The organism is Azospirillaceae bacterium, assembly GCA_028283825.1.
GTDB lineage: Bacteria > Pseudomonadota > Alphaproteobacteria > Azospirillales > Azospirillaceae > Nitrospirillum.
In genome coordinates this window covers 409,649-433,155 of sequence record JAPWJW010000001.1, presented here as the reverse complement: position 1 = coordinate 433,155, position 23,507 = coordinate 409,649, and the positions used below count along the sequence as shown (strand labels likewise).

Below are 23,507 nucleotides of genomic sequence, written 5' to 3'. Positions count from 1 at the left end.
GGGATCAGTCGTCCCCGGCGGCGAGGGCGGCACCGGCGGGCCCCACCTCATGCACCGACACCCGTGGATTGGCCAGGGCCTTGCGGATGGCCAGCAGGCCGAACACCAGCATGGAGATGACCACGGCCATGAACAGGCCGCACAGGGTAGCGTCCACGTAATCGTTGGTGACGACCCGGGCCATCGCCTCCGCCGTCTTGGCCGGGGCCAGCACCTTGCCCTCGGCCACCGCCGCCTGGAACTTGGCGGCATGGGCCAGGAAGCCCACCGCCGGGTTGGCGTCGAACAGCTTCTGCCAGCCGGCGGTCAGGGTGCAGATGGACAGCCACACCGTGGGCACGATGGTGACCCAGGCGTAGCGCTGGCGCTTCATCTTGAACAGGATGACGGTGCCCAGCATCAGGGCGATGGCCGCCAGCATCTGGTTGGAGATGCCGAACAGCGGCCACAGCGTGTTGATGCCGCCCAGCGGGTCGACCACGCCCTGGTACAGGAAATAGCCCCAGCCGGCGACGGCCAGCGCGGTGGCCAGCAGGTTGGCGCCCCAGCTTTGGGTGACGCGCAGCGCCGGCACGGCGGTGCCCAGCAGGTCCTGGATCATGAAACGGGCGACGCGGGTGCCGGCATCCACCGTGGTCAGGATGAACAGCGCCTCGAACAGGATGGCGAAGTGGTACCAGAAGGCGGTCATGGACTGGCCGCCCACCAGGCTGGACAGGATGGTGGACATGCCCACCGCCAGGGTGGGGGCCCCGCCGGCCCGGCTGAGAATGGTGGTTTCACCCACATTCTTGGCCACCTGCGCCAACTCATCCGGGGTGATGGCGAAGCCCCAGGCGCCCACCACCTGGGCCGCCTGGTCCACCGTGGTGCCGATGACGCCGGCCGGCGTGTTCATGGCGAAGTAGACGCCCGGGTGCAGCACGCAGGCCGAGATCAGCGCCATGATGGCGACGAAGCTTTCGGCCAGCATGGCGCCATAGCCGATCAGGCGGGCCTGGTTCTCCGTCTCCAGCATCTTGGGCGTGGTGCCCGATGCGATCAGCGAATGGAAGCCCGAGACGGAACCGCAGGCGATGGTGATGAACAGGAAGGGGAACAACTGGCCGGAGAAGACCGGGCCGGTGCCGTCGACGAAGCGGCTGACCGCCGGCATGTGCAGGCTGGGCATGACCACCAGGATGCCCACCGCCAGGGCGATGATGGTGCCGATCTTCAGGAAGGTGGACAGGTAGTCGCGCGGTGCCAGCAGCAGCCACACAGGCAGGACCGAGGCGATGAAGCCGTAGCCGATCAGCAGCAGGGCCAGCGTCTCACCCTTGAAGGTGAAGGCCGCCGCCCAGCCGGGATCCGCCGCCACCCACTGGCCGGAATAAATCGCCAGCAGCAGTAGGACCAGGCCGATGATCGACATCTCGCCCACGCGGTGCGGGCGGATGAAGCGGCCGTATAGGCCCATCAGCACGGCGATGGGCATGGTGGCGAAGACGGTGAAGGTGCCCCAGGGGCTGCCGGCCAGGGCCTTGACCACGATCAGGGCCAGCACGGCCAGCAGGATGATCATGATCAGCAGCACGCCGAACAGGGCGATGACGCCGGGCACCAAACCCATTTCCGACTTGATCATGTCGCCCAGCGAGCGGCCGTCGCGGCGGGTGGAGGCGAACAGGACGACGAAGTCCTGCACGGCGCCGGCGAAGACCACACCCACCAGGATCCACAGCGTGCCGGGCAGATAGCCCATCTGGGCGGCCAGCACGGGCCCCACCAGCGGGCCTGCGCCGGCGATGGCGGCGAAGTGGTGGCCGAACAGCACCCACTTGTCGGTGGGCACATAGTCCAGGCCGTCATTGTGGCGCATGGCCGGGGTGGGGCGCCCGCCGTCCAGCTTCAGCGCGACGTTGGCGATGTACAGGCTGTAGAAGCGATAGGCGATGGTGTAGGTGCACAAGGCTGCCACCACCACCCACAACGCGTTGACGGTCTCGCCGCGCGACAGCGCGACGACGCCCAGCGATCCGGCGCCCAGCAGCGCCACGATCAGCCAGACCAACCGTCCGGCGGTTCCGTTCATTCCGTTTCCTCCCGAATACTCTTGGCCGTATAGGACCCGCACCCCAGCCCTAGCCATAGGGGGTACCACGATTTCTCCAAGGCTTCGGACCATCTCCATCGCTGTGGCCGTATGGCGGCGAAGCCTGCGTATCATTGCCGTGGCAGGGCTGATGGCGTTGATATTACAGGATCGTTTGCCGGTTGGACAGGACTTGGACGTGGTTTCCGCCCGCCACAACCAAGAGATTGGTGTGCGGTGCGGTAAAGGAATTCTTCATATTTCTGGGCGATAACAGGGATGCAACTTGGTTGCGTTTTCCTCCCTTCTGAAACTTAGCCCCGGCGCCTTACGGCTGCCGGGGTTTTTTATTGCGCGCGCCGGGTCATCCTTATGCTGCGCCCGCGAACGACAACGGCCCCGCCTTCGGGTGAAGGCGGGGCCGTTCGTTTGGACGTTGTGTGGCGGGCGAACCTTTGGGTGTCGCGCCTTACTTGCCCGCAATCGTGATGGTCAGGGTGTCGGCGTAGCTGCCGGCGATGGCCTGCGCATTGGCCGGGACTGTCACGTACATGGCGGCGGTCTTGGCGAACTGCGCGCCCGAGCGGCTGACCGTGAAGCTGCTGCCCGAACCGTTGGTGCCGTCATAGTTGGTGGTGTAGGTGACCGCCTGGGCGCCGTTGGCTGAGGACTTCAGCGCGCCGTTGTTGGCGGAGGCGACGGTGATGGTGTAGCCCGCACCGTCGTTGCAGTTCTCAACCACGCTGCCGACCTGCACGTTGCTGGACCCGGCCAGGATGTTCAGCGTGGCATTGTTGTCGGTGACGGCCACGGTGCAGGTCAGGGCCACGGTGCCGTTCAGCTTCACGGTACCCGACGTGGCGGCGAAGGCCGGGACGGCGAACAGCGTGGCGGCGGCGACGGCAGCGGCGGCGATACGGCGGATCATGTGGGTCTCAATCGGTTCAGGGGGTTTTTTGCCCCGTTTGGATGCCGAGAATATAAGCAAGCGACATGCCAAAAAGTGGTAGTCGGCAGCCGGATTTGGTCAAGCTTATGATATCGTTCGAATATAATCCGAATGGCTAGGTCGGAGGGCCGTGCGCTGAGCTGGCGATTTGCCATATGCAACTGTCAACGCAACGGTTCGTCCGTGCAGTTCGCAAGATTTCTCATGGAAAATCAAAAGGTTCGGTGCCTTACTTGCCGGCGATGGTGACGGTCAGCGTATCGTTGTAAGTGCCGGCGATGGCCTGGGCGTTGGCCGGGACGGTCACATACAGGGCGGCGGTCTTGCCGAACTGTGCGCCGGAGCGGGTGACGGTGAAGCTGCTGCCCGAACCGTTGGTGCCGTCGTAATTGGTGGTGTAGGCGACGGCCTGCGCGCCGGTGGCCGACGACTTCAGTGCGCCGCCGTTGGCGGAGGCGACGGTGATGGTATAGCCGGCGCCGTCGTTGCAGGTCTCGACCACGCTGCCGACCTGCACATTGCTGGACCCGGCCAGGATGTTCAGGCTGGCGTTGTTGTCGGTGACGGTGACGACGCAGCTCAACGACACCACGCCGCTCAGCTTCACGGTGCCGGAGCTGTCGGCCAGGGCGGGGGCGGCGGTGAACAGGGTGGCGGCAATGGCGGCGGCAGCGATGCGGCGGATCATGATGGCAGGTCCTATCGGTTCGGGTGGGCTTATGCCCGTTTGGTTGTGTCCCGATAGAAGCAGGCGGCATGCCAAGGATGGCGGTTGGGCGGATTAATTCATATTTTTCAATGCATTGATCTGGAATTCGTTTACGATCCTTAACCTATTCCATTGGCATAGGCCGAATTTCATAGGCCGACCGTTGCGCCCCGCATCGAACCCTAGGGATAGGTCGTTTGAAAATGGCGATGCAGAATGCAAATGACATTGGTTGCTCGCCAAACAAATTACCCGACGATTGATCCATCTCAACGACGGTGCGGTGGGTGACGCGTCAGGATGGGCTTGTTCCGACATGCGCCATCGAAAGGGTCATCCCATGTCCATTGCCGCCGCCTTGGTCCAGTCACTGCCCCTGATGGCGTTGCAGGCGCCGGTTGAATTGGCGGGCATGGCCTTGATGGCCCACGCCATGGGCCGTGCCGCCCGCCGTGATGGGCAGGCCCTGCTGGCCAACCCCTTTCTGGACGACGTGGACGACGGAGCTGACGCCCCCACCATGGCCGCATGGCGCGATGGCTGGCTCAATGGTGGGTGAGTATTGGGTAGGCTCAGGAAAACGGCCTATCGTTTCAGTCTCGAAACTATATCCGAAAGGCTATGGTTCGCGTCCGGATTTTTCCGGCGGCGTCAATGCCCAAAAAATCTGGGGGCCAAGTCGGCCGGCCGGCCGGTCATAAGACCCTAGGCTATATCCCTTTGCATTTGATTTGGATTATGCTGATCCGAACAGCCCATGGGATCCGATCCCCCGGGGCGGCCGGTCCAGCGACGGTCCGGGTTTAAAAAGCCGACCCCCGATCATGGGGCGTGGCCGCCGTCAGGCGACGCCCGGGGCTGTTGAGGAGTAGGGAAGCGATGGTCTTATCTCGGCGCGGGGTCGAACCGCCCAAACCCGGTGAATGGATGGAAGAGGTGAAGCTGCCCAAGCGTCGCCTGCTGGTCCACGCCATCCACCAGCGCGCGGGTCACCCGCCGCATGTTGAATTCTTGGTCGACGGCCGTTCCAGCGACCGTCTCAGCCTCGCGCTTGAGGTGGTGCTGGACAGCGACCGTTTCCGCCGCATGGGCGTGTCCCAGAACGCGGCCTGACCACCGGCGCCCGCGCCGTTCGGCGCTGCGTCTGCGCGCGGCGGTGTGGGGGCTTGAATCTGAAAGGGCCGGCTGGCGACAGTCCGGCCCTTTTCATTTCACGCGGACGTTTGGGCGGTGATCCAGTCGGCGGCCGCCTGGGTCGCCGCTTCGGCATCCGGGTATAGGCCCGTGGCGGCCGGCTGGCCCCATCGGGCCAGGGCGGGATCCACCAGCATCAGGTTGGCGCCCAATCCGAAGTCCTCCACCGTCCATCCCTGCGGATCGCGCCAATCGCCCTCGGTGCCCGGCGTCACCGCCATGCGCGCCCGGGTGCGGTCCAACAGGCTGTCCGTGGTGTCGGCATAGGCGAACACCGGTAGGCTCAGGGCGGTGGCGAACCCCATCTCATAAGCGGTGCCGTCATCGGCAGAAGGCCCACGGAAGGGGCTGGCGTTGGCCAGCACCAGGTCCGCGCCACGGATCAGATCCAGGTTGGCGGCGCGGATGCGGGCGGCGTGGTGGGCCGGCGCCTCGCCCGCCACCGGCTTCACCGCCCCATCCAGGGGGAAGATGCCGATGATGCCATGGTGGGCGCAGAGGGCGCGCAGCCTGGTCGCCGCCGCCGCCGGATCGGGCATGAACACTTCCGGCCCGGCCAGATAAGCTCGCCAGACTCTCTTCTGCACGGTCATCGTCATTTCCCCAGAACCTGGCCGGCCAGCGCCGTGGGTGACAAATCCACCCGGAACAGTTCCAGCCCCGGCTCGCCCGGGCCTGCGTCGCTGAGATTGGGATAATCGGTCAGCAGCGATGCCGCCTTGGCATTGGTGTCGTACAGCACGGTCACGGGGGCCTGGATGGGAGCAAAACCCCAGCTGTGGTTGGTCTTGGGCATCAGGGTGCCGACGCCCCGCAGATAGTCGGCGATGATTTCCTGGATGGTGTCGGTGCCGGCGTAGACGACGTTCTTACCGTCCAGGCCGGGGAAATTGCCGCCGCCGTTGGCGCGGTAGTTGTTGGTGACGATGATGAATTCCTGGTCATCCGCCACCGGCTGGCCGTCATACCGCAGGTCGACGATGCGGTGGCTGTCGCCGGCGGGTTTGCCGTCGCGACCGAAGCGCGCCGGCTGGGTCAGGTCGATGCGCCAGGTGACGCCGTCGATGACGTCGAAGTCAAAGCTGGGCACGGCACGATCCACCAGCATCTGCGGCTCTTTCTTGGCCGGGTCGATGCGGTTGAAGACACGGGCCGACATCTCCAGCCAGTCGCGCAGTTGCGCGCCCGTCACCTTCACCGCCGTGACGATGTTGGGATAGAGGTAGAGGTCCGCCACGTTGCGCAGGCTGATCTGGCCGGCGGCCACGTCGGTGAAATAGTCGGGGCCGGGCTTGCCGCCCGCCTTGAACGGGGCCGCTGCCGACAGGATGGGCAGCTTGGCGTAAGGACCATCGGCCAGCGCCTTGGCCACATAGTCGCGCTGGGCCGCCGACACGATGTCCAGCGCCGGCTGGTCGGCGACGAAGGCGAAATAGGTCTCGATACGGCCGGTGCTTTTGCCCACCGGCTGGCGGACATAGTCCAGGGTGCCCTGGTGGGCGGGCTGGACCAGGGCCGCGATGTCCGCATCCGCGCCCACCTGCGGCGTGGCCTTGCCATCGACGCGCGCCATCACGGCGCGGGTTTCGGCATGGCCGCCGGCGACGGTCCAGCCGCCTTTGCCGTTGGGGGCCAGGATCAGGTCGATGATGCCCAGATGGTCGCCGTAGAAACCGGCCATCACCACCGGCTTGCCGTGGACCAGGCCATGGGCAATGTCGGCGTCGGCCAGGTTGGCATAGTCGGGGCCGGGGAAGACGCGATGGGAATGGCCCGTCACGACGGCATCGACCTCAGGGATGGCGGCCACGTCCACGCCGACATTCTCCGCCATCTTCTGGTGCGGGGATGAGGCCAGGCCGCTGTGCATCACCACCACCACCACGTCCGCACCCTGGGCCTTCAGGTCATGGGCGGTCTTGGCCGCCACCTCCACGATGTCGGAGGTCGTCACCTTGCCTTCCAGCTTGTCCTTGTCCCACTGGATGATCTGCGGGGTCAGCACACCGACCACGCCCACCTTGACGGTGTGCTTGGCGCCCGACCCGTCCACGAAATCGCGCGCCAGGATGACACCGGCGGGAAACAGGGGCTGGCCGTCCTCCACCCGGTTCACGTTGCCGGCCAGCACGGGATACTTGGCCTCCTTCTCCGTGGCGACGGCGAAGTCCAGGCCGAAGTTGAACTCATGGTTGCCCATGACGGCGGCGTCATAGCCCAGCGCGTTCAGCGCGGCGATGGCGGGGTGGAATTTGCCCGGGCCCAGTCCCTGGACACGCGCCACGTAGTCGCCCATGGGCGTGCCCTGGATCAGGTCGCCGGCATCCACCAGCAGGGTGTTGGGTTTCTCCGCGCGTGCCTTCCGGATCAGGCTGGCCACCCGCACCAGGCCGATGCCGGGGTCCGGCTTGTCGGCGTAATAATCGTAGTCCATCAGGTTCATGTGCAGGTCGGTGGTGGACAGGATCTGCACGTCGATCTGGTCGGATTTGATTTCCTGGGCCGTGGCGGCGGCGCATGCCCCCAACATCGTACTGGCGATCAATAGGGCTGCCAGGCGGCGGGATGCGGGCATGCGGCGATGTCCTTTCATCGAACGGGGGCTTTGTTCTTACCGGTGGATGTTACATCCACACCATCATGGCGGTTCTAGCGCCCCGATTTGTCACCGGTCTTTGACATAGGCCTGGCCCGCCGCCCTGGGCGGGATGGACTTGCCCACGAAACCGGCCAGCAGCAGCACGGTCAGGATATAGGGCAGCACCTCGATGATCTGCACCGGCACCGCGCCGATGCCGGGCAGGACCACGCCCTGCAACCGGGTCTGCAAGGCGTCCGTCACCGCGAACAGCAGGCAGCCGGCCAGGGTGGGATAGGGCCGCCACTTGCCCAGGATCAGCGCCGCCAGCGCCAGGTAGCCCTTGCCGGCGGTCATGTTCTCCTGGAAGCCGGCACCCTGGGCGGTGGACAGATAGGCGCCGGCGATGCCGCACAGCACACCGGTAATCAGCACGGCACGATAGCGCAGCCAGGGTACGGAAATGCCGGCGGTGTCCACGGCGGCCGGGTTCTCCCCCACCGCGCGCAGGCGCAGGCCGAAACGGGTGCGGTAGGCCACCCAGGACGTCATCGGCACGGCCAGCACCGCCAGATAGACCAGAGCGTTCTGCCCGCCGATGACCTCGCCATACAGGCGGCCCAGCAGGGGCACGTGGGCCAGGGTCTCGGCCAGGGGGAAGTGCAGGGCGGTGAAACGCTGGTCGCCGCTCAGCGACGGGGTGCGGCCGCCCAAATCGAACCAGGCATTGGACAGCACGGCGGTCAGGCCGGCGGCGATGGTGTTGATGGCGACACCGGCCACCACCTGGTCGCCCCGGTGGGTGATGCAGGCGAAACCGTGGATCAGCGCCAGCACCAATGACGCCGCGATGGCGGCGGCCAGGCCCAGCAGGGCGGACCCGGTGACGGCGGCGGTGGCGGCGGCGGCGAAGGCGCCGGTCAGCATCTTGCCTTCCAGCCCGATGTCAACCACGCCGGCCCGCTCGGAATAAAAGCCGGCCAGTGCGGCCAGCACCAGCGGAGTTGCCAGGCGCACTGTGCTGGCCAGCAGCGACACGATCCAGAGGGCGGTATCGTCCATTTTCGTCCTACCCCCGTCTCAGGCGCGCTGCCCGGCGCCGGCCGGGCTTTTGGGTTTCAGCAGGCGCACCAGCGCCGGGCGGAACATGTGCTCCAAGGCGCCGGAGAACAGGATGACCACGCCCTGGATCACCACCACCAGGCGGGGGCTGATCTCATTGTATTCGAACGACAGTTCCGCCCCGCCCTGGTACAGCGCGCCGAACAAAAGCGACGACAGCACGATGCCCAGGGGATGGCCCCGGCCCATCAGGGCCACGGCGATGCCGGTGAAACCCATGCCGGCCTGGAAGTTCAGGGTGACGCGATGCTGCACACCTTCCAGCTCATTGATGCCCACCAGGCCGGCCAGGGCGCCGGAAATGGCCATGGCCACCACCATGGTGGTGCGGGCGTTGATGCCGGCATAACGCGCGGCGGCGTCATTGGCGCCCACCGTGCGCACCTGGAAGCCCCAGCGCGTGTGCCAGATCAGGAACCAGACGCCCACGGCGCACAGCAGCGCCACCACCAGGGACAGGTTCAAGGGCAGGGTGGAGGTGCGATAGCCCAGGGCCGCCGCGATGTCCTTCACCGCCGGCAGGCCGACGCTGGCCGCGAACTCCTTGCTTTCCGGCGCCATCTGTCCGCCCTCGATCAGGGGGCCGGCCAGCAGGTAGACCATGAGGGCGGAGGCCAGGAAATTGAACATGATGGTGGTGATGACGATGTGGCCGCCGTGATAGGCCTGGATATAGCCCGGGATCACCCCCCACACCGCGCCGAACAGGGCGCCGGCCAGCACCGCCACCGGCAGCACGCCATACCAGGGCCATCCCCATCCGCCCAGCACCAGGCACACCAGGCCGGTGCCCAGGCCGCCGACATAGGCCTGGCCCTCGCCACCGATGTTGAACAGCCCGGCATGGTTGGCCACCGCCACCGCCAGGCCGGTGAAGATCAGGCTGGTGGCGTAATAGAGGGTGTAGCTCAGCCCCGTGCCGCTGCCCACCGCCCCCTTGACCATATAGGCCAATGCTGTGAACGGATCCTCCCCGATGGCCAGGATGACCAGGGATGAGACGACCAGGGCCGCACCCAGATTGATGGCCGGCAACAGGACCAGGCCGGCCCAGCGCGGCAGGCCGTCGGAATTGGTCGACGCGCTCATGCCACACCGTCCCGGCGCGAGGGCGCCTGGCTACGCAGGTCGGTTTCAATGCGCTTCAACTCGGCCTCTGTATCCTGTTCGTATTCCTGCTCGGCAAGGTGCCGTTCATTCTCGCGACGGGCGTCGTCGAACGCCTGATAGCGCTGACTTACCGTCGGCTGCATGCGGTCATGGCTGACGCTGCCGGCATGGGCCAGAACCGGGCGGTCCGTGAATTTCAGATAGTCATCCACGAATCGCATCCATTCGGCCATGGTCGTCTGTTGCCGGCGCTGCGCCCGGTCGGCGGCAAGGTCAAGGAAGGCCGAGACCAAGCGGTTCAACTCCTGCACTTCGGCCTCTGCCAGATAGTTCTTGGCGGTGACGATGTCGGCCTTGCGCACCCGGTCACCGGACCAACCGGTCAGGCCCATGTTGGCCTTGGCGGGATCGGCGCGGGCCGCGATCAGTTCCGCCGCCGTGTGGCTGGTGACCGCCCACAGCATCTTGTTCTGGATGGTCTGGAAGAAGCGACGCGCGGTTTCCGCGGTGCCGTCATAGTCCGCCGCCGTGGCGAACAGGTCCCGGACCTTCTGGTAGAAGCGCTTTTCCGAGGCGCGAATGGCCTGGATGCGTTCGAGCAGTTCCATCAAAATAATCAAAACCGCCTACCGGCTCCTTTAGCCGGTGATCATCAATGGCGAAGCCCTTGACCAAATAGTCCTTGAGCACGCTGTTGGCCCAGCGGCGAAACTGGGTGCCACGGGGGCTGCGCACACGGAAACCCACGGCCAGGATCATGTCCAGACCATAAAGGGTGATCGTGCGCCGAACCTGCCGTTCGCCCTCGGTTTGAACTGTCAAATTTTCTTTGACAGTTCGTGCTGCAGGCAATTCCCCTTCCGCTAAAATGTTGCGAACGTGGACGCTAACATTCTGTTTTGTAATTAGAAAAAGCTCAGCCATTTCCAACTGGCTAAGCCAGACGGTACCCTCGATCACTTGAAGCCGAACCTGCGCTTGGCCGTCTTCGGTGTTGTAGAGGATGAACTCCCCGCTCATGCGGCCCCGCCGCCCAAATGGGCGCTCGCGTCGGCGCGCGGCTCTTGTGTGTCGTCGGTGATGCCGGCCATCAGGCGGCCGATGATGCGCTCGTCCGCGTCCTCGGCGGCCAGTTCGCCGGTGATGGCGCCGTCGCACATCACCAGGATGCGGTCGGACAGGGCCATGATCTCTTCCAACTCGGCGGAGACCAGCAGGATGGCCTTGCCGGCGTCGCGCATGGCCAGCAGGCGGCGGTGGATGAATTCGATGGCGCCGATGTCCACGCCGCGGGTGGGCTGGCCCACCAGCAGGACGTTGGGGTCACGCTCCATCTCGCGCCCCAGCACCAGCTTCTGCTGATTGCCGCCGGAGAAGAGGGAGGTGCGCAGGGTCGGCTGGCGGGGGCGGACGTCCCAGTCCTCCATCAGCTTGGCCGTGGCCTGCATCACCCGTTTCCAGTTCAGGCGCGGGCCGTCGGACATGGCCGGGTCGGCATGATAGCCCAGCAGCGCGTTCTGATAGGCGGGGAAGGGCTTCACCACACCCCGGCGCAGGCGGTCCTCCGGCACGTGGGCGATGCCCAGGCGGCGGGCCTGGGCCGGGTGCCATGGGTTTTTCCGGCGTGACGTCGCGGCCGTTGACGTGAAAGCGGCCGCGCTGGAACGGCGTCATGCCCGACAGCGCCTCCAGCAATTCCGACTGGCCGTTGCCGGCAACACCGGCAACGCCCACGATCTCCCCCGCCCGGACGCGGAAGGTGGCGTGCTTCAGCCGTTCCACCCCGTGGTCGTCAAAGACGCTGAGATCCTCCACCGTCAGCAGCGGCGCGCCCGCCACCGGGCCGCCCCGGCGTACGGCCGGGTTGGCGCGGCGGCCGACCATGGCCTCGGCCAGCGCGGACTCGTTGGTCTCCTGGGTGGCGAAATTGGCGACCACCGCCCCCTGGCGCAGCACCGACACGGCGTCGGTGATGGCCATGATCTCCTTCAGCTTATGGGTGATCATCAGGATGGTGCGGCCCTGCTGGCGCAGCGCGTCCAGGATGCGGAACAGGTCCTGCACCTCCGGCGGCGACAGGACGGCGGTGGGCTCATCCAGGATCAGCACCTGGGCGCCACGGTACAGCGCCTTCAGGATCTCCACCCGCTGCTGGATGCCGACGTTCAGGTCGGCCACCTTGGCGTCCAGCGGCACGTCCAGGCGATAGGCCTTCTCCAGCCGCTCTACCTCCGCCCTGGCCTTCCTGATGCCGTCCTTCAGCAGGGCGCCGCCCTCGGCCCCCAGCATCAGGTTCTCCAGCACGGTGAATTCCTCCACCAGCATGAAGTGCTGGTGGACCATGCCGATGCCCAGGGTGATGGCGTCCTTGGGCTCGCGGATGCGCACCTGCTGGCCGTTCACCAGGATTTCGCCCTCATCGGCCTGGTAGAAGCCATAGAGGATGCTCATCAGCGTGGACTTGCCGGCACCGTTCTCGCCCACCAGGCCGTGGATGGAGCCGGCGCGGATGCGCAGCGACACCGCCTTGTTGGCGTGCACGGGGCCGAAACGCTTGTCGATGCCGACCAGTTCGACCGCCCACGGACCGGAGGCGGGGCTGGCGGCTGGTGATGGGGGTGTTTGCGACACGGGCGGGCGGATCTCTGGTCAGGGCCAATGGGCGGCAGGGCCGGTGGAATAAGGCGTCAGTACTTGCAGCCGTTGGTCTCGTCATAATTGGCGACCTTGCGGCGGCCGTCCTGGATTTCGGCCGAGGCCGCGTCCAGCTTGGCCTTCATCTCCGGCGTCACCAGCTTGGCGTTGTTGTCGTCCAGCGCCCAGCCCACCCCGTCCTCCTTCAGGCCCAGGGTGCGCAGGCCCCCTTGCCAGGTGCCGTCCTTGGCCGACTTGAAGGCGTTGTAGGCGGCCACGTCCACCCGCTTGACCATGGAGGTCAGGACCGATCCCGGGAACAGATGGTTCTGGTTGCTGTCCACGCCGATGGACAGTTTGCCGGCGTCCTTGGCGGCCTGCAGCACGCCCAGGCCGCTCTGGCCGGCGGCGGCGAACACCACGTCCACGCCCCGGTCGAACTGGCTTTTGGCCAATTCCCCGCCCCGGGTGGGGGTCGGACCAGGCGGCCGGGGTGCTGCCCACCATGTTGTTGATGATGTGGTCGTCGGGGGCCACGGCCTTCACCCCCTGCTCATACCCGCATTCGAATCGGCGGATCAGGGGGATGTCCATGCCGCCGACGAAACCCACGGTGTTGGTCTTGCTGCTCAATGCGGCCAGCATGCCCACCAGGTAGGATCCCTCCTGTTCGGAAAACAGGATGGACTGCACGTTGGGCAGGTTCACCACACCGTCGATCAGGGTGAACTTGATCTCCGGGAATTCCTTGGCGACCTTTTCCACCGCCGGCGCCTGGCTGAAGCCGACGGCGATGATGATGTCGGCGCCGTGTTCGGCCAGGCGACGCAGATACTGCTCACGCTGGACATCGTTGCTGATCTCCAGCGCCTTGTAGGGGATGCCGGTTTCATGCTTGAAGCGTTCGATGCCGGTCAGGACGCCTTCGTTGAAGGACTTGTCGTACTTGCCGCCGTAATCGAACACCACGCCGGGGAAGAAGGCGGCCTCCGCCCCAAACGCGGGTGTGGACCCGGGGGCGGAAAACGCGCAGCTCAACAGGGCGGCCGCCGCCAATGCCGCGCGGATCGCTTTGCTCATTAAGGGTCCCTGCCTCCGTGGGGCATTTTCTTGAAATGCGCCCCTTTGAAATACCCGTCGCGGGCGATGCGCCTGCTGCTTGAAACCTAGACTATTTCCCGATGTCCCGGCAAGCTGGGCCGGGGGCCGGCGGAACCCTGGCTGATCCTGACCAAACGGTCAAGGTGGGGATCGTCCCGAGGCGTGCGCGCACGCCAGCAACCAATCCTGGAAGGCTTTGATGCCGGGCGTCAGCGGCCGGGACAACAGCCGGGTCAGCCAATAGGACCCGGTATCGACGGCGATGGCGAAGGGCTGGACCAGGCGGCCGTCCTCCAACTCGCGCCGGAACATGGCGGGTGGTGCCAGCGCGATGCCCTCGCCCAGCATGGCCGCCTGGATCATGAGGGTGGAGGCGTCGAACAGGGGGCCGCGCGCCGCCACGCCGGCCACGCCCGCCGCCTTCAGCCAGGCCGGCCAGTCCTGGGTGCGGTAGGACCGCAGCAGCGCATGCTGGGCCAGGTCGGCCGGCCTGGTCAGGGTGGATGCCACCGCCGGCGCGCACAGCGGTGCCATGGGGGCGTCCATCAGGCGATGCGCCTCCACCCCATGCCAGGCGCCGTCGCCGAAACGGATGGCCAGGTCCAGGCTTTCGCTCCACAGGTCGACCTTGTTGTTGTTAGTCATGACCCGCAGGTCGATGCGGGGGTACAGCGCCCGGAACTGGCCCAGCCGCTCGAACAGGAAACCGACGGCGAAGGTGCCGACCACGCCCAGATTCACCACCTCCGCCGGGCCGCCGGCGCTGACCGCGGCCAGCATGCGGTCGATGGTGGCGAAGGCGTCGATGATGGTGGGGGCCAGCGCCTGGCCCTCGTCCGTCAGGATCAGGCCGCGGGTGCTGCGCCGGAACAGGCTGGTGCCCAGCTGTTCCTCCAAGGTCCGCACCTGGTGGCTGACGGCCGACTGGGTGACGCACAGCTCATCCGCCGCCCGGGTCAGACTGAGGTGCCGGGCCGCCGCCTCGAACGCCCGCAACGCGTTCAGCGAAATGGCACTGAGCGACATGGGGGCTCGTCCTTAGAAAAACTCAGGATGGGGCCAAGGTATCGTCGTTTGCGAACCCGATCAAATACCCTGATCTTGAGGTCGCCGGCATCGGGGAAGGTGCCGGTAAACCATGAAAAACAATCCCTTCCGTCCTGACGCGGGGCCGATGCCGGCCCCGTGGCCGGCGGAGCCTCACCCCGCATAAAGATAAGGACGGGCTCGCGTGACCAAAGTTTTTGTGCCCGTCGCCGCCATCGCCTGCGCCCTGGTTTCCGCTCCCTCGGCCATGGGGCAAAGCGCGGCGTCCGATTCTCCGCCTACGGAAATCACCGTCACGGCCCAGGCGCCCGAGGTGATGCACCAGGGACGACCGCACGGTGTACGACCTGCGCAACAACCTTCAGGCCAAAAGCGGCAGCGTGTCCGACGTCCTGGCCACGCTGCCGTCGGTCAATGTCGATCCGGAGGGCAAGGTCAGCGTGCGCGGCGCCTCCGTCGATGTTCTGGTCGATGGCAAGCCCTCGGCCGCCTTGCGCGGCAATCTGGTCGTGGCCCTGCAATCCATCGCCGCCGACACCATCGACCGGATCGAGGTCATCACCGACCCCGGTCCGGAGTTCCGCTCCAACGCGGCCGCCCTCATCAACATCATCACCAAAAAGACGAAGGTGCCGGAGCTCAAGGGCGATCTTACCCTCAACGCCGGCCCGCACGGCCGCCGCAACGGCTCGTTCTCCGGTTCGGTCGGCGTCGATAAGTGGGTTTTCAGCGGCACGGCCAGCCTGCGCCAGGACATCCGCTACGACATCCAGGACACAGACCTGACCGCTTTGGGGGCCGCCGGTTCGACCGACAGCCGCCGCGTGGCGCGGCGGGGCACCTTCGTGCCCTACACCAACGCCGCCGCCAGCCTGGATGCGCGCTACGCCGCGACCGACCACGACAGCTTCGACCTGGGGGCGGAAGGCGCCTTGCGCTATCGGCCCCGGCGCTATCTGGAAAGCGCCACGCGGACGGATACGACGGGGGACGTGACTGGCGACAGCGTCATCCACGACGCTGCCAACCAGCATTTCAACCATTACTCCGTCACCGGCGACTACGTGCGCAAGGGCTTGGCAGGCGGCGACACCCTCACCCTGAAGGCGACGCATGAACAGCTGGAAACCACCCGCGGCTCCACGGATGTCGAGGATTTCCTCAATCCCCCGGCGCCACAGGAAATCTACCGACAGCCGCATGACGAGCGTGAACGGATCGACACCGTCAGCGGGGACTACGTCCTGCCCTTGCCCCGGGGTGCTCAATTGAAGTTGGGCTTCGACGCCCAGTTCGATCGCGACCGCACCTCCCACTCCGCCAGCGGCAGCAACGACGCGGGTGGCGGTGCCGCCGTGGGCCTGGCCACCCGCTTCCACCTGGACCAGACCCTGGCCGCCGCCTACGCCGACTACCAGCGTCCGCTGGGGACCTGGACGGTGAAGGCCGGGCTGCGGCTGGAAACCCAACGCAGCGATTTCCAGCAGGACACCGACCTTCGTTCTGGTGATCGCGACGATGTGCAGTGGAGCCCCAGCCTGTCCCTCAGCCGCGACCTGACGCCGGACAGCACCCTCAGCTTCAACTATCGCCGCCGCATCGAACGGCCGTCGACCGACCAGTTGAACCCGCTGCCCACGGTGGTGGGGTCGGTCATCGGCATGGGCAACCCCGACCTCAAGCCCGGGCGGGTGCAGTCGCTGGACGCCCGCTACAGCTATGCCGCCACACCGGTCGATTTCAGCGCCACCTTGTATGCCCGCACCTTGAGCGACCAGGTCATCGGCTATGACTACACCCCCGTCGCCGGCGCCACGACCCTGGTCTCAAGTTATGAGAACGCGGGCAGCGGCTCGACGGAGGGGCTGGACATTTCCTTGGATCTGCACCTGTCGTCCGCATGGACGGTCAACCTCAGTTCCGACCTGTCCCATGTGCGGCAGACGGCCCCCATCGACGGCATCGACTATACGGGCTCGGTGCTGACCCACGAGACCAAGCTGGGCCTGACCTGGACGCCCGATGCGGACGATAGTTTTCAGGTGAAGGGCCAGTTGCGCGGGCGCAGCCTGGCGGCGGGCGGCAGCCGGTCGGGTTACGGGGCGCTGAACCTGGCCTACGGCCATGATTTCAGCCCCCGGCTGAAGCTGGTGGCCAGCGTCAACGACGTGCTGAATACCGTGCGCTATACCGAGGTGGTGGACACCACCCAATACCGCGAACGCTGGACGATGACCGTCCCGGGCCAGGTGTTTTATGTCGGGCTCAGCTACAAGCTGGGGGCGCTGGGCCCGGCCAAATGACGGCCGATGGGGTGCCGTGTCTGCGATAGTTTCATGACAGGGCATCCCCTCCCGGTTTTCCCGGTTGAACGGGGTTTCAGCGCCGGGCACTCTGCCGCCGCTCCACCCTTTCCGTTCGACCGCCGTTCCCCGGGTTGCCGCGCCATGACCGCCTTTGATCGCCGTTTCAGCCCCGTTCCCGCCACCACCCGCCGCACCCTGTTGAAATCCTTGGGCGTCACGGCGGCCACGGCTTTCCTGCTGCCCTCATCCAGCCGCCCGGCCCTGGCGCAGGCGGTGTTTTCCAGCGACCCGTTCTCGCTGGGCGTCGCATCAGGCGACCCGCTGCCCGACGGGGTGGTGCTGTGGACGCGGTTGGCGCCCGATCCGCTGGCCTTCGGCTACGGCATGCCCAAGCGCCCGGTGGAGGTGGATTGGGAAGTCGCCACGGACGAGCGCATGCGCAACGTCGTCCAACGGGGGACGGAGGTGGCGCGGCCGGAACTGGGCCACGCCGTGCATGCCGAGGTCACGGGGCTGGAGCCGGCGCGCGATTATTACTACCGCTTCATCGTGGGGGCGGAGCGCAGCATGGTCGGTCGCGCCCGCACGGCCCCGGCCCTGGGCGCCAAGGTGGACCGGGTGCGCCTGGGCATGGTCGGCTGCCAGAATTATGAGGACGGCTTCTACACCGCCTTCCGCCATCTGGCGGAGGAACGGCCGGACTACGTCTTCCACTACGGCGACTACATCTATGAAGGCCGGGTGCGGGCGCATGAGACCAGCGCCTATTACGGCGGCTTGGCCATCCCGACGCCGCGCCGGCACCTGGGGGATGAGCCCTTCTCCCTGGACGAATACCGCCGCCGCTACGCCCAGTACACGCTGGACCTGGACCTGCAGCTGGCCCGTGCCGCGGCCCCCTGGATGGTGACCTGGGACGACCATGAGGTCGACAACAACTGGACGGGCAATGTCGATGGCGCCGGCATCGCGCCGCCTGAATATTTCCTGCTGCGCCGGGCCGCCGCCGCCCAGGCCTATTTCGAACACATGCCGCTGCGCCGCGCCTCCTGGCCCAAGGGGCCGGACATGCAGATCTATCGCCGCCTGGCCTTCGGCAACCTGATCGACCTGCACCTGCTGGACACCCGCCAGTTCCGCACCGACCAGCCCTGCGGCGACGGTTTCAAGCCGGCCTGCGACGGCCAGGACGACGATGACGCCCAGATGATGGGGGAGGAGCAGGAGCGCTGGCTGTTCGAAGGGCTGGATCGTGGCCGCGCCCGCTGGAACATCATCGGCCAGCAGGTGATGATGATGTCCATGAACCGGGAACCCTGGCACAGCGCCATCTACAACATGGACAGCTGGGAAGGCTACCACCAGCCGCGTCAGCGCCTGTTGCGCCACATCGCCGACCGCCGCCTGAACAACGTGGTGGTGCTGACGGGGGATGAGCACCAGAACTTCGTGGGCGACCTCAAGACCGATTTCCATAATGACAAGGCGCCGACCATCGCCACCGAATTCGTCGGCACCTCCATCAGTTCCGGCGGCGACGGCGCCGACAAGCGCCCCCGCCATGATGAGGTGATGCGCGGCAACCCGCACATCCGTTTCATGAACGACCAGCGCGGCTATCTGATGTGCGACATCGCGCAGGACAAGCTGACCGCCAACTTCCGCGTCATGGACCATGTCTCCACCCCCGGCGGCGCCATCAGCACCCGCGCCAGCTTCGTGGTGGAACCGGGCAAGCCGGGGGCGAAATCGGCGTAGGGCCTTACGCCGCCTCCACCTTCAGGGCTGTGCCATCCACCCCCACCACGCGCACGGTGGAACCGGCCGGCAGATCCTGACTGGCCTGGACGATCCAGGTGCCGTCATCCAAATGGGCGCGGCCCTGACCATTGGTGATGGCGGTTTCCAGGGTCAGGACGCGGCCGACATACAGGCTGGTGCGCTCGTTCAAGGGGCTGGCTTGCTGGGATGTCGCCCGGCCTGGCCCCAGAAGGCGACGGGTGGCGACCAGCAGGGCGACGGACAGCAGGGCGAATAGGACCAGTTGGCCGACAAGCCCGAAGGCGGGAAAAAGGAACAGCACGGCCCCCACCAGCATCCCCGCCACGCCCAGCCACAGCAGGCCGATGCCGGGCAGCAGCAGCTCCACCAGCGCCAGGGCGACGCCCGCCGCCAGCCAGTGCCAGGCGTGCGGCGTCCAATCGGCAAGGTTCGGCATGATCGGTCCCCTTAGCTGCTGGGCGCGTCCCACGGACCGGCCGGCGGCGGGGCCGGGGGATCCGGGCGCCGGGGGGCGGGGCGGGTGGCTTGGGGCCCGGGCACCCCGGCGAAGCTGTCCTTGGCCAGTTCGGCGATGCCGCCCAGGGCGCCCAGGATGCCGGTGGATTCCATGGGCATGAACAGGATCTTCTGGTTGGGGCTGGCGGCGAAGCTTTTCAGGGCATCGACGTAACGCTGGGCGATGAAGTAGTTCACCGCCTGCACGCTGCCGCCGGCGATGGCGTCGGACACCACGCGGGTGGCCTCCGCCTCCGCCTCCGCCAGGCGCACGCGGGCCTCGGCCTCGCGGAAGGCGGCCTCTTTCCGGCCTTCGGCCTGCAGGATGGCGGATTGCTTCTCACCCTCCGCCTTCAGGATGGCGGATTGGCGCAGTCCCTCGGCCTCCAGGATCAGGGCGCGGCGCTCGCGTTCCGCCTTCATCTGGCGGGCCATGCTGTCGATCAGGTCGCGCGGCGGCTGGATGTCGCGGATTTCCACGCGGGTGACCTTGACGCCCCAGGGATGGGTGGCGGCGTCCACCACGGTCAGCAGCCGGGCGTTGATGGCGTCGCGCTGCGACAGCAGTTCGTCCAGGTCCATGGACCCCATGACCGTGCGCAAATTGGTCATGGTCAGGTTCAGCACCGCCAGATCCAGGTTGCGCACCTCATAGCTGGCCTTGGCGGCGTCCAGCACCTGGAAGAATACCACGCCGTCCACCGTCACCATGGCGTTGTCCTTGGTGATGATCTCCTGCGACGGCACATCCAGCAGCACCTCGCGCATGGTCTGGCGGGCGCCGATGCCATCGACGAAGGGGACGATGACGGCCAGGCCCGGCTTCAGCGTGCGGGTGTACCGGCCGAAGCGCTCCACCGTGAACTCCATGCCCTGGGGCACGGTCTTGATGCTGCGAAACACCAGGATGATCGCGAAGACCAGGATGACCAGGGCGAACAGGCCGAATGGCGACAAGCCGTCCAAAACGTTTCCCTCCCCCAACGTTCAAGGCGCCGGATGGCCGGCGCCCTCAGGTGCGATCATGCCATAACGCGGGTGGTCGCGTCCGGTTTTCCACCTCTCTGGTTGTGGGTGCTGCCATCGTCACGCCCGGGCCAACGCCACCCACCGCGCCTTGGCCTCGGCATAGGTGGCGTCGCCCAGCACGCAGTCCAGCTGCGGCAGGCGGGTGACCAAGGCCTGGTTGGGCACGCGGCCGGCCATCCAGTCGCGGCCCAGCTGCTGGATCAGGGCGATCTGTCCGGGTTCCACCGCGTCGGCCGGCAGGTCGGCCAGGGTGGTGAACAAATCGCCGGCCAGGCCTGCTGGCTGCACCCAGGCGCCGGTGGCCAGCACCGGCTGGACGGAGACGTTGAAGCGCACCAGCCCGCCCAGCGTGGCCGGGTCCTGGGCGGCCAGGCGCTGTGCCAGGATATGGGCGTCATAACTGGCGGCGTCGGGCGGGTCGTCCAGCGTGGTCTGGGCCAGCCGGGTCAGGTCGTCCATCATGCCCTGCGCCTTGGTGACCTCACCCAGATGGGCGGGGGGCTGGCTGGTGTCGCCATGAGGGGCCAGGCGGGTGGTGCCGCTGCCCAGGCTCAGCATCTGGAACACCGGGCCGGCACCCTGTTGCAGCGCCTCCGTCAGGGCCAGCATTACCGGGTTGTTGCAGCCCGTCAGGCCGCCGTCCCAGTACAGGCGCCCCTGGCACACCGCCGGCGTGTCGAAAAAGGTGACCGGGGCGGTGCTGCTGGCGTTGATGGCCTCCGCCAGCGGGGCGGTGGAGGCCATGCCGGTGGCGACCGGCGTGGACAGGCCGGCATAACTGCGGAACAGGGCGGCGCGGCGCTGGGCATAGTCGAAGGCGGTGATGAACACCTTGACCGGCGTGGCGCCGCCGCGTGCCGGCGGCAGGGGCAGGTCGGCGATGGCCCGGGTGGACAGGGCCAGCGGCTTGACCTGGCCGTTTACCGTGGCCGGGGTGGGCGGCACCAGGCTGGTGTCGTCCAGCATGGCGGCTAGGCCGTTCAGCTTGCCGGCCGTGCTGTATTTGGGGCCCAGATCCAGCTCGGCGACGATGCGATCCAGCCCATGCATCTTGACGAACAGTGTGGACCGCCGGGCGTCGTTGACGAACAGGTCCAGGATCTGGGCCGGCGTCAGGTTCTTGACCAGCCCGCCCAGCACGATGGCCCCGGCCGAGGTACCGGCCGCCATGTCGAACTCCGCCAGGATGTCGTGGCCGGGTGTGTCGCTGCCGTACAGGTCGGCCAGCACCATCGCCTCCAGCAGCGCCCAGGGGCCGCCGCCGTCCAAGGTCAGGATGCGATAGGTCATGAAGGGTCCCCGGAAAGGCCGTTTTGCCTTTTTAGCGAAATGCCGGGGAGTACACTACCCTTTCAACGCCTGGATATTGGTGGCATATAGCGCGGGCCCGCCCTGGAAGACGGCGGAGCCGGCCACCAGCACCTCCATCCCGGCCTCCGTGCACAGCCGGGCGGTTTGCGGGTTCACGCCGCCGTCCACCTCCAGCTGGATGGGGCGGCGGCCGATCATGGTTTTCAGCGCCCGCATCTTGGGCAGCATGCCGTGGATGAAGGACTGGCCGCCGAAGCCGGGGTTCACCGTCATCACCAGCACCAGGTCCAACCGGTCCAGCACATAGGCGATGGCGCTTTCCGGCGTCGCCGGGTTCAGCGCCACGCCGGCCTTTACACCCAGCGCGCGGATGCGTTCCAGCGTGCGGTCCAGGTGGGTGGTGGCCTCCGCCTGCACGGTGATGATGTCGGCCCCGGCCTCGGCGAAGGCCTCCAGGTAAGGGTCCACCGGGCTGATCATCAGGTGCACGTCGAACACGTGATCGGTGTGGGGGCGCAGCGCCTTCACCACCACCGGGCCGATGGTGATGTTGGGCACGAAATGGCCGTCCATCACGTCGATGTGGATATAGTCGGCGCCGGCCTCCATCACCGCCCGCACCTCGGAGCCCAAGGCCGCGAAGTCGGCGGACAGGATGGAGGGCGCGATCAGGGGCTGGGTCATGGCGCTTCCTCCTCGCTTCCGGGCGCCGCGTCGAACACCCGGCTGGTCCGGATGTCCGCCGCCTCGATCACCATCAGGTCATCCTTGGACAGGGTCCGGCCGGCCGATTGGAACAGCCGGCTGGCCTGGCGCAGGCGGGCGCGGTCCAGGGCGTTGCGGATGGAGCGGCCGTTGGCGAAATGCGGCTGGCCGCGGCGCAGGGCGATATAACGGGCAAAGACGGCGCGGGCCTCCCCGCTCAGGCGGTAGTTCATGCCCTGCAACTGCCGCTCCCCGATCTCCAGCAACTCCCCCTCGCCATAGTCTGGGAAGTCGATGTGGTGGGCGACGCGGGAACGGAAGCCGGGATTGGCCTGGAAAAAGCGTTCCATGCGGTCGGCATAGCCGGCCAGGATCACCACCAGGTCGTCGCGCTGGTTTTCCATCACCTGCAACAGGATCTCGATGGCCTCCTGCCCATAGTCGCGTTCGTTCTCCGGCCGGTACAGGTAATAGGCCTCATCGATGAACAGCACGCCGCCGGCGGCACGCTTCAGCACCTCCTTCGTCTTGGGCGCGGTGTGGCCGATGTACTGGCCCACCAGGTCGTCGCGGGTGACGGTCACCAGATGGCCGCGCCGCACATAACCCAGCCGGTGCAGGATGGCCGCCATCTTCAGGGCCAGCGTCGTCTTGCCGGTGCCGGGGTTGCCGGTGAAGCTCATGTGCAGGGTGGGGGCGCCCACCGCCAGGCCGAAGCGCTGGCGCGCCCTGTCCACCAGCAGCAGGGCGGCGATCTCCCGCAGCCGCCCCTTGATGGGCGCCAGGCCCACCATCTCCTGGTCCAGTTCATCGAAGATTTCCGGCAGGCCGGAGGCTTCGAAGTCGCCGCGCAGATCCACGCTCCCATCCGGGCCCTCATCCGGCGGGCGTGGATCCGGGACGGCGGTCAGGGAAACCGCCATCAGGAGTACCGCTCCCCTTCCGGCAGTCGGGCGGCGTAGGCGCGGGTGGTGAACTGGATGTGGCGGCCGGCGGTCTCCTGCCGTTCCAGCGTGAACCCGGGCTCATTGGCCGGCCGGTTGGCGATGAAGGACAGCCGCACGCTTTCCCAGCCGTGGCTGGCGTCGAAGCCGGAGATGCGGATGTAACGGTCGCCATAGACCTTGCGGCAGGCCGTCAGTTCCGTCATCACGCCGGCGGCGTCACGGACGTCGAACATGGGGTGGCCCCACATTTCCCAGAAGGTGTTGCGGGGGTGGGGATCGTCCGTGAACTCGATGTTCACGGCCCAACCCTGGTCGATGCAGTACTGGATCTGCGCCGCGATCTGCTCATCCGTCAGGTCGGGCAGGAAGGAGAAGGTGCCTTGGGTGATGCGCATGGCAATGGCTCCTTGAAGT

Annotated in this window: 21 protein-coding genes and 1 pseudogene; 4 read left to right on the top strand and 18 right to left on the bottom strand. The window is 66.8% G+C overall.

Annotated elements, in window-relative coordinates:
• Positions 1 to 4 precede the first annotated feature (4 nt).
• From PW843_01630 to PW843_01620, 3 genes are all read right to left on the bottom strand, one after another.
• Positions 5 to 2,074, bottom strand: a complete 2,070-nt coding sequence (locus tag PW843_01630) for a carbon starvation CstA family protein (protein MDE1145302.1) — start codon at positions 2,072 to 2,074, stop codon at positions 5 to 7.
• A 469-nt stretch (positions 2,075 to 2,543) separates the two neighbouring features.
• Positions 2,544 to 3,002, bottom strand: a complete 459-nt coding sequence (locus PW843_01625) for a hypothetical protein (protein MDE1145301.1) — start codon at positions 3,000 to 3,002, stop codon at positions 2,544 to 2,546.
• 250 nt (positions 3,003 to 3,252) lie between these two features.
• Complete coding sequence (locus PW843_01620; GenBank protein ID MDE1145300.1) at positions 3,253 to 3,711, bottom strand: hypothetical protein; 459 nt, start codon at positions 3,709 to 3,711, stop codon at positions 3,253 to 3,255.
• Positions 3,712 to 4,072: 361 nt separating this feature from the next.
• On the opposite strand from PW843_01620, the gene PW843_01615 reads away from it, so the two are divergent.
• Entirely contained in the window at positions 4,073 to 4,291 is a 219-nt protein-coding gene (locus tag PW843_01615; protein MDE1145299.1) for a hypothetical protein, read from the top strand.
• Between the two features lie 320 nt (positions 4,292 to 4,611).
• Complete coding sequence (locus PW843_01610) at positions 4,612 to 4,845, top strand: hypothetical protein (protein MDE1145298.1); 234 nt, start codon at positions 4,612 to 4,614, stop codon at positions 4,843 to 4,845.
• Between the two features lie 98 nt (positions 4,846 to 4,943).
• Here PW843_01610 and PW843_01605 read toward each other — a convergent pair whose 3' ends face one another.
• The 9 genes and pseudogenes from PW843_01605 to PW843_01565 all read right to left on the bottom strand — a co-directional run bounded on the left by PW843_01605 (position 4,944) and on the right by PW843_01565 (position 14,497).
• Complete coding sequence (locus tag PW843_01605; protein ID MDE1145297.1) at positions 4,944 to 5,519, bottom strand: nucleoside 2-deoxyribosyltransferase; 576 nt, start codon at positions 5,517 to 5,519, stop codon at positions 4,944 to 4,946.
• Between the two features lie 2 nt (positions 5,520 to 5,521).
• Positions 5,522 to 7,501 carry a bifunctional 2',3'-cyclic-nucleotide 2'-phosphodiesterase/3'-nucleotidase gene (locus PW843_01600; GenBank protein MDE1145296.1) on the bottom strand — a complete coding sequence of 660 codons (1,980 nt, stop codon included), beginning with the start codon at positions 7,499 to 7,501 and terminating at the stop codon, positions 5,522 to 5,524.
• Positions 7,502 to 7,591: 90 nt separating this feature from the next.
• Positions 7,592 to 8,566: an ABC transporter permease gene (locus PW843_01595; protein ID MDE1145295.1), complete on the bottom strand. Its 975-nt coding sequence runs from the start codon at positions 8,564 to 8,566 to the stop codon at positions 7,592 to 7,594.
• Between the two features lie 18 nt (positions 8,567 to 8,584).
• Positions 8,585 to 9,715: an ABC transporter permease gene (locus tag PW843_01590; GenBank protein MDE1145294.1), complete on the bottom strand. Its 1,131-nt coding sequence runs from the start codon at positions 9,713 to 9,715 to the stop codon at positions 8,585 to 8,587.
• Positions 9,712 to 10,344: a RhuM family protein gene (rhuM, locus tag PW843_01585; GenBank protein MDE1145293.1), complete on the bottom strand. Its 633-nt coding sequence runs from the start codon at positions 10,342 to 10,344 to the stop codon at positions 9,712 to 9,714. Before rhuM (PW843_01585) ends, PW843_01590 begins: the two co-directional genes overlap by 4 nt.
• Complete coding sequence (gene rhuM / locus PW843_01580) at positions 10,250 to 10,756, bottom strand: RhuM family protein (protein ID MDE1145292.1); 507 nt, start codon at positions 10,754 to 10,756, stop codon at positions 10,250 to 10,252. Before rhuM (PW843_01580) ends, rhuM (PW843_01585) begins: the two co-directional genes overlap by 95 nt.
• A 303-nt stretch (positions 10,757 to 11,059) precedes the next feature.
• On the bottom strand, positions 11,060 to 12,367 hold the full coding sequence (locus tag PW843_01575) for an ATP-binding cassette domain-containing protein (protein ID MDE1145291.1): 1,308 nt from the start codon (positions 12,365 to 12,367) through the stop codon (positions 11,060 to 11,062).
• A gap of 56 nt (positions 12,368 to 12,423) precedes the next feature.
• Positions 12,424 to 13,450 (bottom strand): annotated as a pseudogene (locus PW843_01570) (BMP family ABC transporter substrate-binding protein).
• Positions 13,451 to 13,609: 159 nt separating this feature from the next.
• Positions 13,610 to 14,497 (bottom strand): LysR family transcriptional regulator, encoded by an 888-nt coding sequence (locus PW843_01565; GenBank protein MDE1145290.1) that lies wholly within the window; start codon positions 14,495 to 14,497, stop codon positions 13,610 to 13,612.
• Between the two features lie 359 nt (positions 14,498 to 14,856).
• Between PW843_01565 and PW843_01560 the strand changes: the two genes are divergently transcribed.
• Together PW843_01560 and PW843_01555 are read left to right on the top strand one after the other, a co-directional pair.
• A complete protein-coding gene (locus tag PW843_01560; GenBank protein ID MDE1145289.1) occupies positions 14,857 to 16,821 on the top strand; it encodes an outer membrane beta-barrel family protein in 1,965 nt (654 codons plus the stop codon).
• A 144-nt stretch (positions 16,822 to 16,965) separates the two neighbouring features.
• Positions 16,966 to 18,582 carry an alkaline phosphatase D family protein gene (locus PW843_01555; GenBank protein MDE1145288.1) on the top strand — a complete coding sequence of 539 codons (1,617 nt, stop codon included), beginning with the start codon at positions 16,966 to 16,968 and terminating at the stop codon, positions 18,580 to 18,582.
• Between the two features lie 4 nt (positions 18,583 to 18,586).
• On the opposite strand, the gene PW843_01550 is transcribed toward PW843_01555, so the two are convergent.
• From PW843_01550 to PW843_01525, 6 genes are all read right to left on the bottom strand, one after another.
• Positions 18,587 to 19,042, bottom strand: a complete 456-nt coding sequence (locus PW843_01550) for an NfeD family protein (protein MDE1145287.1) — start codon at positions 19,040 to 19,042, stop codon at positions 18,587 to 18,589.
• An 11-nt stretch (positions 19,043 to 19,053) separates the two neighbouring features.
• On the bottom strand, positions 19,054 to 20,058 hold the full coding sequence (locus PW843_01545) for an SPFH/Band 7/PHB domain protein (GenBank protein ID MDE1145286.1): 1,005 nt from the start codon (positions 20,056 to 20,058) through the stop codon (positions 19,054 to 19,056).
• 129 nt (positions 20,059 to 20,187) lie between these two features.
• On the bottom strand, positions 20,188 to 21,420 hold the full coding sequence (locus PW843_01540) for a patatin-like phospholipase family protein (GenBank protein ID MDE1145285.1): 1,233 nt from the start codon (positions 21,418 to 21,420) through the stop codon (positions 20,188 to 20,190).
• 54 nt (positions 21,421 to 21,474) lie between these two features.
• Entirely contained in the window at positions 21,475 to 22,125 is a 651-nt protein-coding gene (rpe, locus tag PW843_01535) for a ribulose-phosphate 3-epimerase (protein MDE1145284.1), read from the bottom strand.
• Positions 22,122 to 23,069, bottom strand: a complete 948-nt coding sequence (cbbX, locus tag PW843_01530; GenBank protein MDE1145283.1) for a CbbX protein — start codon at positions 23,067 to 23,069, stop codon at positions 22,122 to 22,124. Before cbbX ends, rpe begins: the two co-directional genes overlap by 4 nt.
• Positions 23,069 to 23,488: a ribulose bisphosphate carboxylase small subunit gene (locus tag PW843_01525; GenBank protein MDE1145282.1), complete on the bottom strand. Its 420-nt coding sequence runs from the start codon at positions 23,486 to 23,488 to the stop codon at positions 23,069 to 23,071. The genes cbbX and PW843_01525 overlap by 1 nt, the downstream gene beginning before the upstream one ends.
• Positions 23,489 to 23,507: the final 19 nt, after the last annotated feature.

What these genes read in the sequence shown, in the direction of transcription:
- PW843_01630 (MDE1145302.1), bottom strand. Translation starts at nt 2,074, where the DNA reads ATGAACGGAACCGCCGGACGGTTGGTCTGGCTGATCGTGGCGCTGCTG.
- PW843_01625 (MDE1145301.1), bottom strand. Translation starts at nt 3,002, where the DNA reads ATGATCCGCCGTATCGCCGCCGCTGCCGTCGCCGCCGCCACGCTGTTC.
- PW843_01620 (MDE1145300.1), bottom strand. Translation starts at nt 3,711, where the DNA reads ATGATCCGCCGCATCGCTGCCGCCGCCATTGCCGCCACCCTGTTCACC.
- PW843_01615 (MDE1145299.1), top strand. Translation starts at nt 4,073, where the DNA reads ATGTCCATTGCCGCCGCCTTGGTCCAGTCACTGCCCCTGATGGCGTTG.
- PW843_01610 (MDE1145298.1), top strand. Translation starts at nt 4,612, where the DNA reads ATGGTCTTATCTCGGCGCGGGGTCGAACCGCCCAAACCCGGTGAATGG.
- PW843_01605 (MDE1145297.1), bottom strand. Translation starts at nt 5,519, where the DNA reads ATGACCGTGCAGAAGAGAGTCTGGCGAGCTTATCTGGCCGGGCCGGAA.
- PW843_01600 (MDE1145296.1), bottom strand. Translation starts at nt 7,501, where the DNA reads ATGCCCGCATCCCGCCGCCTGGCAGCCCTATTGATCGCCAGTACGATG.
- PW843_01595 (MDE1145295.1), bottom strand. Translation starts at nt 8,566, where the DNA reads ATGGACGATACCGCCCTCTGGATCGTGTCGCTGCTGGCCAGCACAGTG.
- PW843_01590 (MDE1145294.1), bottom strand. Translation starts at nt 9,715, where the DNA reads ATGAGCGCGTCGACCAATTCCGACGGCCTGCCGCGCTGGGCCGGCCTG.
- rhuM (MDE1145293.1), bottom strand. Translation starts at nt 10,344, where the DNA reads ATGGAACTGCTCGAACGCATCCAGGCCATTCGCGCCTCGGAAAAGCGC.
- rhuM (MDE1145292.1), bottom strand. Translation starts at nt 10,756, where the DNA reads ATGAGCGGGGAGTTCATCCTCTACAACACCGAAGACGGCCAAGCGCAG.
- PW843_01565 (MDE1145290.1), bottom strand. Translation starts at nt 14,497, where the DNA reads ATGTCGCTCAGTGCCATTTCGCTGAACGCGTTGCGGGCGTTCGAGGCG.
- PW843_01555 (MDE1145288.1), top strand. Translation starts at nt 16,966, where the DNA reads ATGACCGCCTTTGATCGCCGTTTCAGCCCCGTTCCCGCCACCACCCGC.
- PW843_01550 (MDE1145287.1), bottom strand. Translation starts at nt 19,042, where the DNA reads ATGCCGAACCTTGCCGATTGGACGCCGCACGCCTGGCACTGGCTGGCG.
- PW843_01540 (MDE1145285.1), bottom strand. Translation starts at nt 21,420, where the DNA reads ATGACCTATCGCATCCTGACCTTGGACGGCGGCGGCCCCTGGGCGCTG.
- rpe (MDE1145284.1), bottom strand. Translation starts at nt 22,125, where the DNA reads ATGACCCAGCCCCTGATCGCGCCCTCCATCCTGTCCGCCGACTTCGCG.
- cbbX (MDE1145283.1), bottom strand. Translation starts at nt 23,069, where the DNA reads ATGGCGGTTTCCCTGACCGCCGTCCCGGATCCACGCCCGCCGGATGAG.
- PW843_01525 (MDE1145282.1), bottom strand. Translation starts at nt 23,488, where the DNA reads ATGCGCATCACCCAAGGCACCTTCTCCTTCCTGCCCGACCTGACGGAT.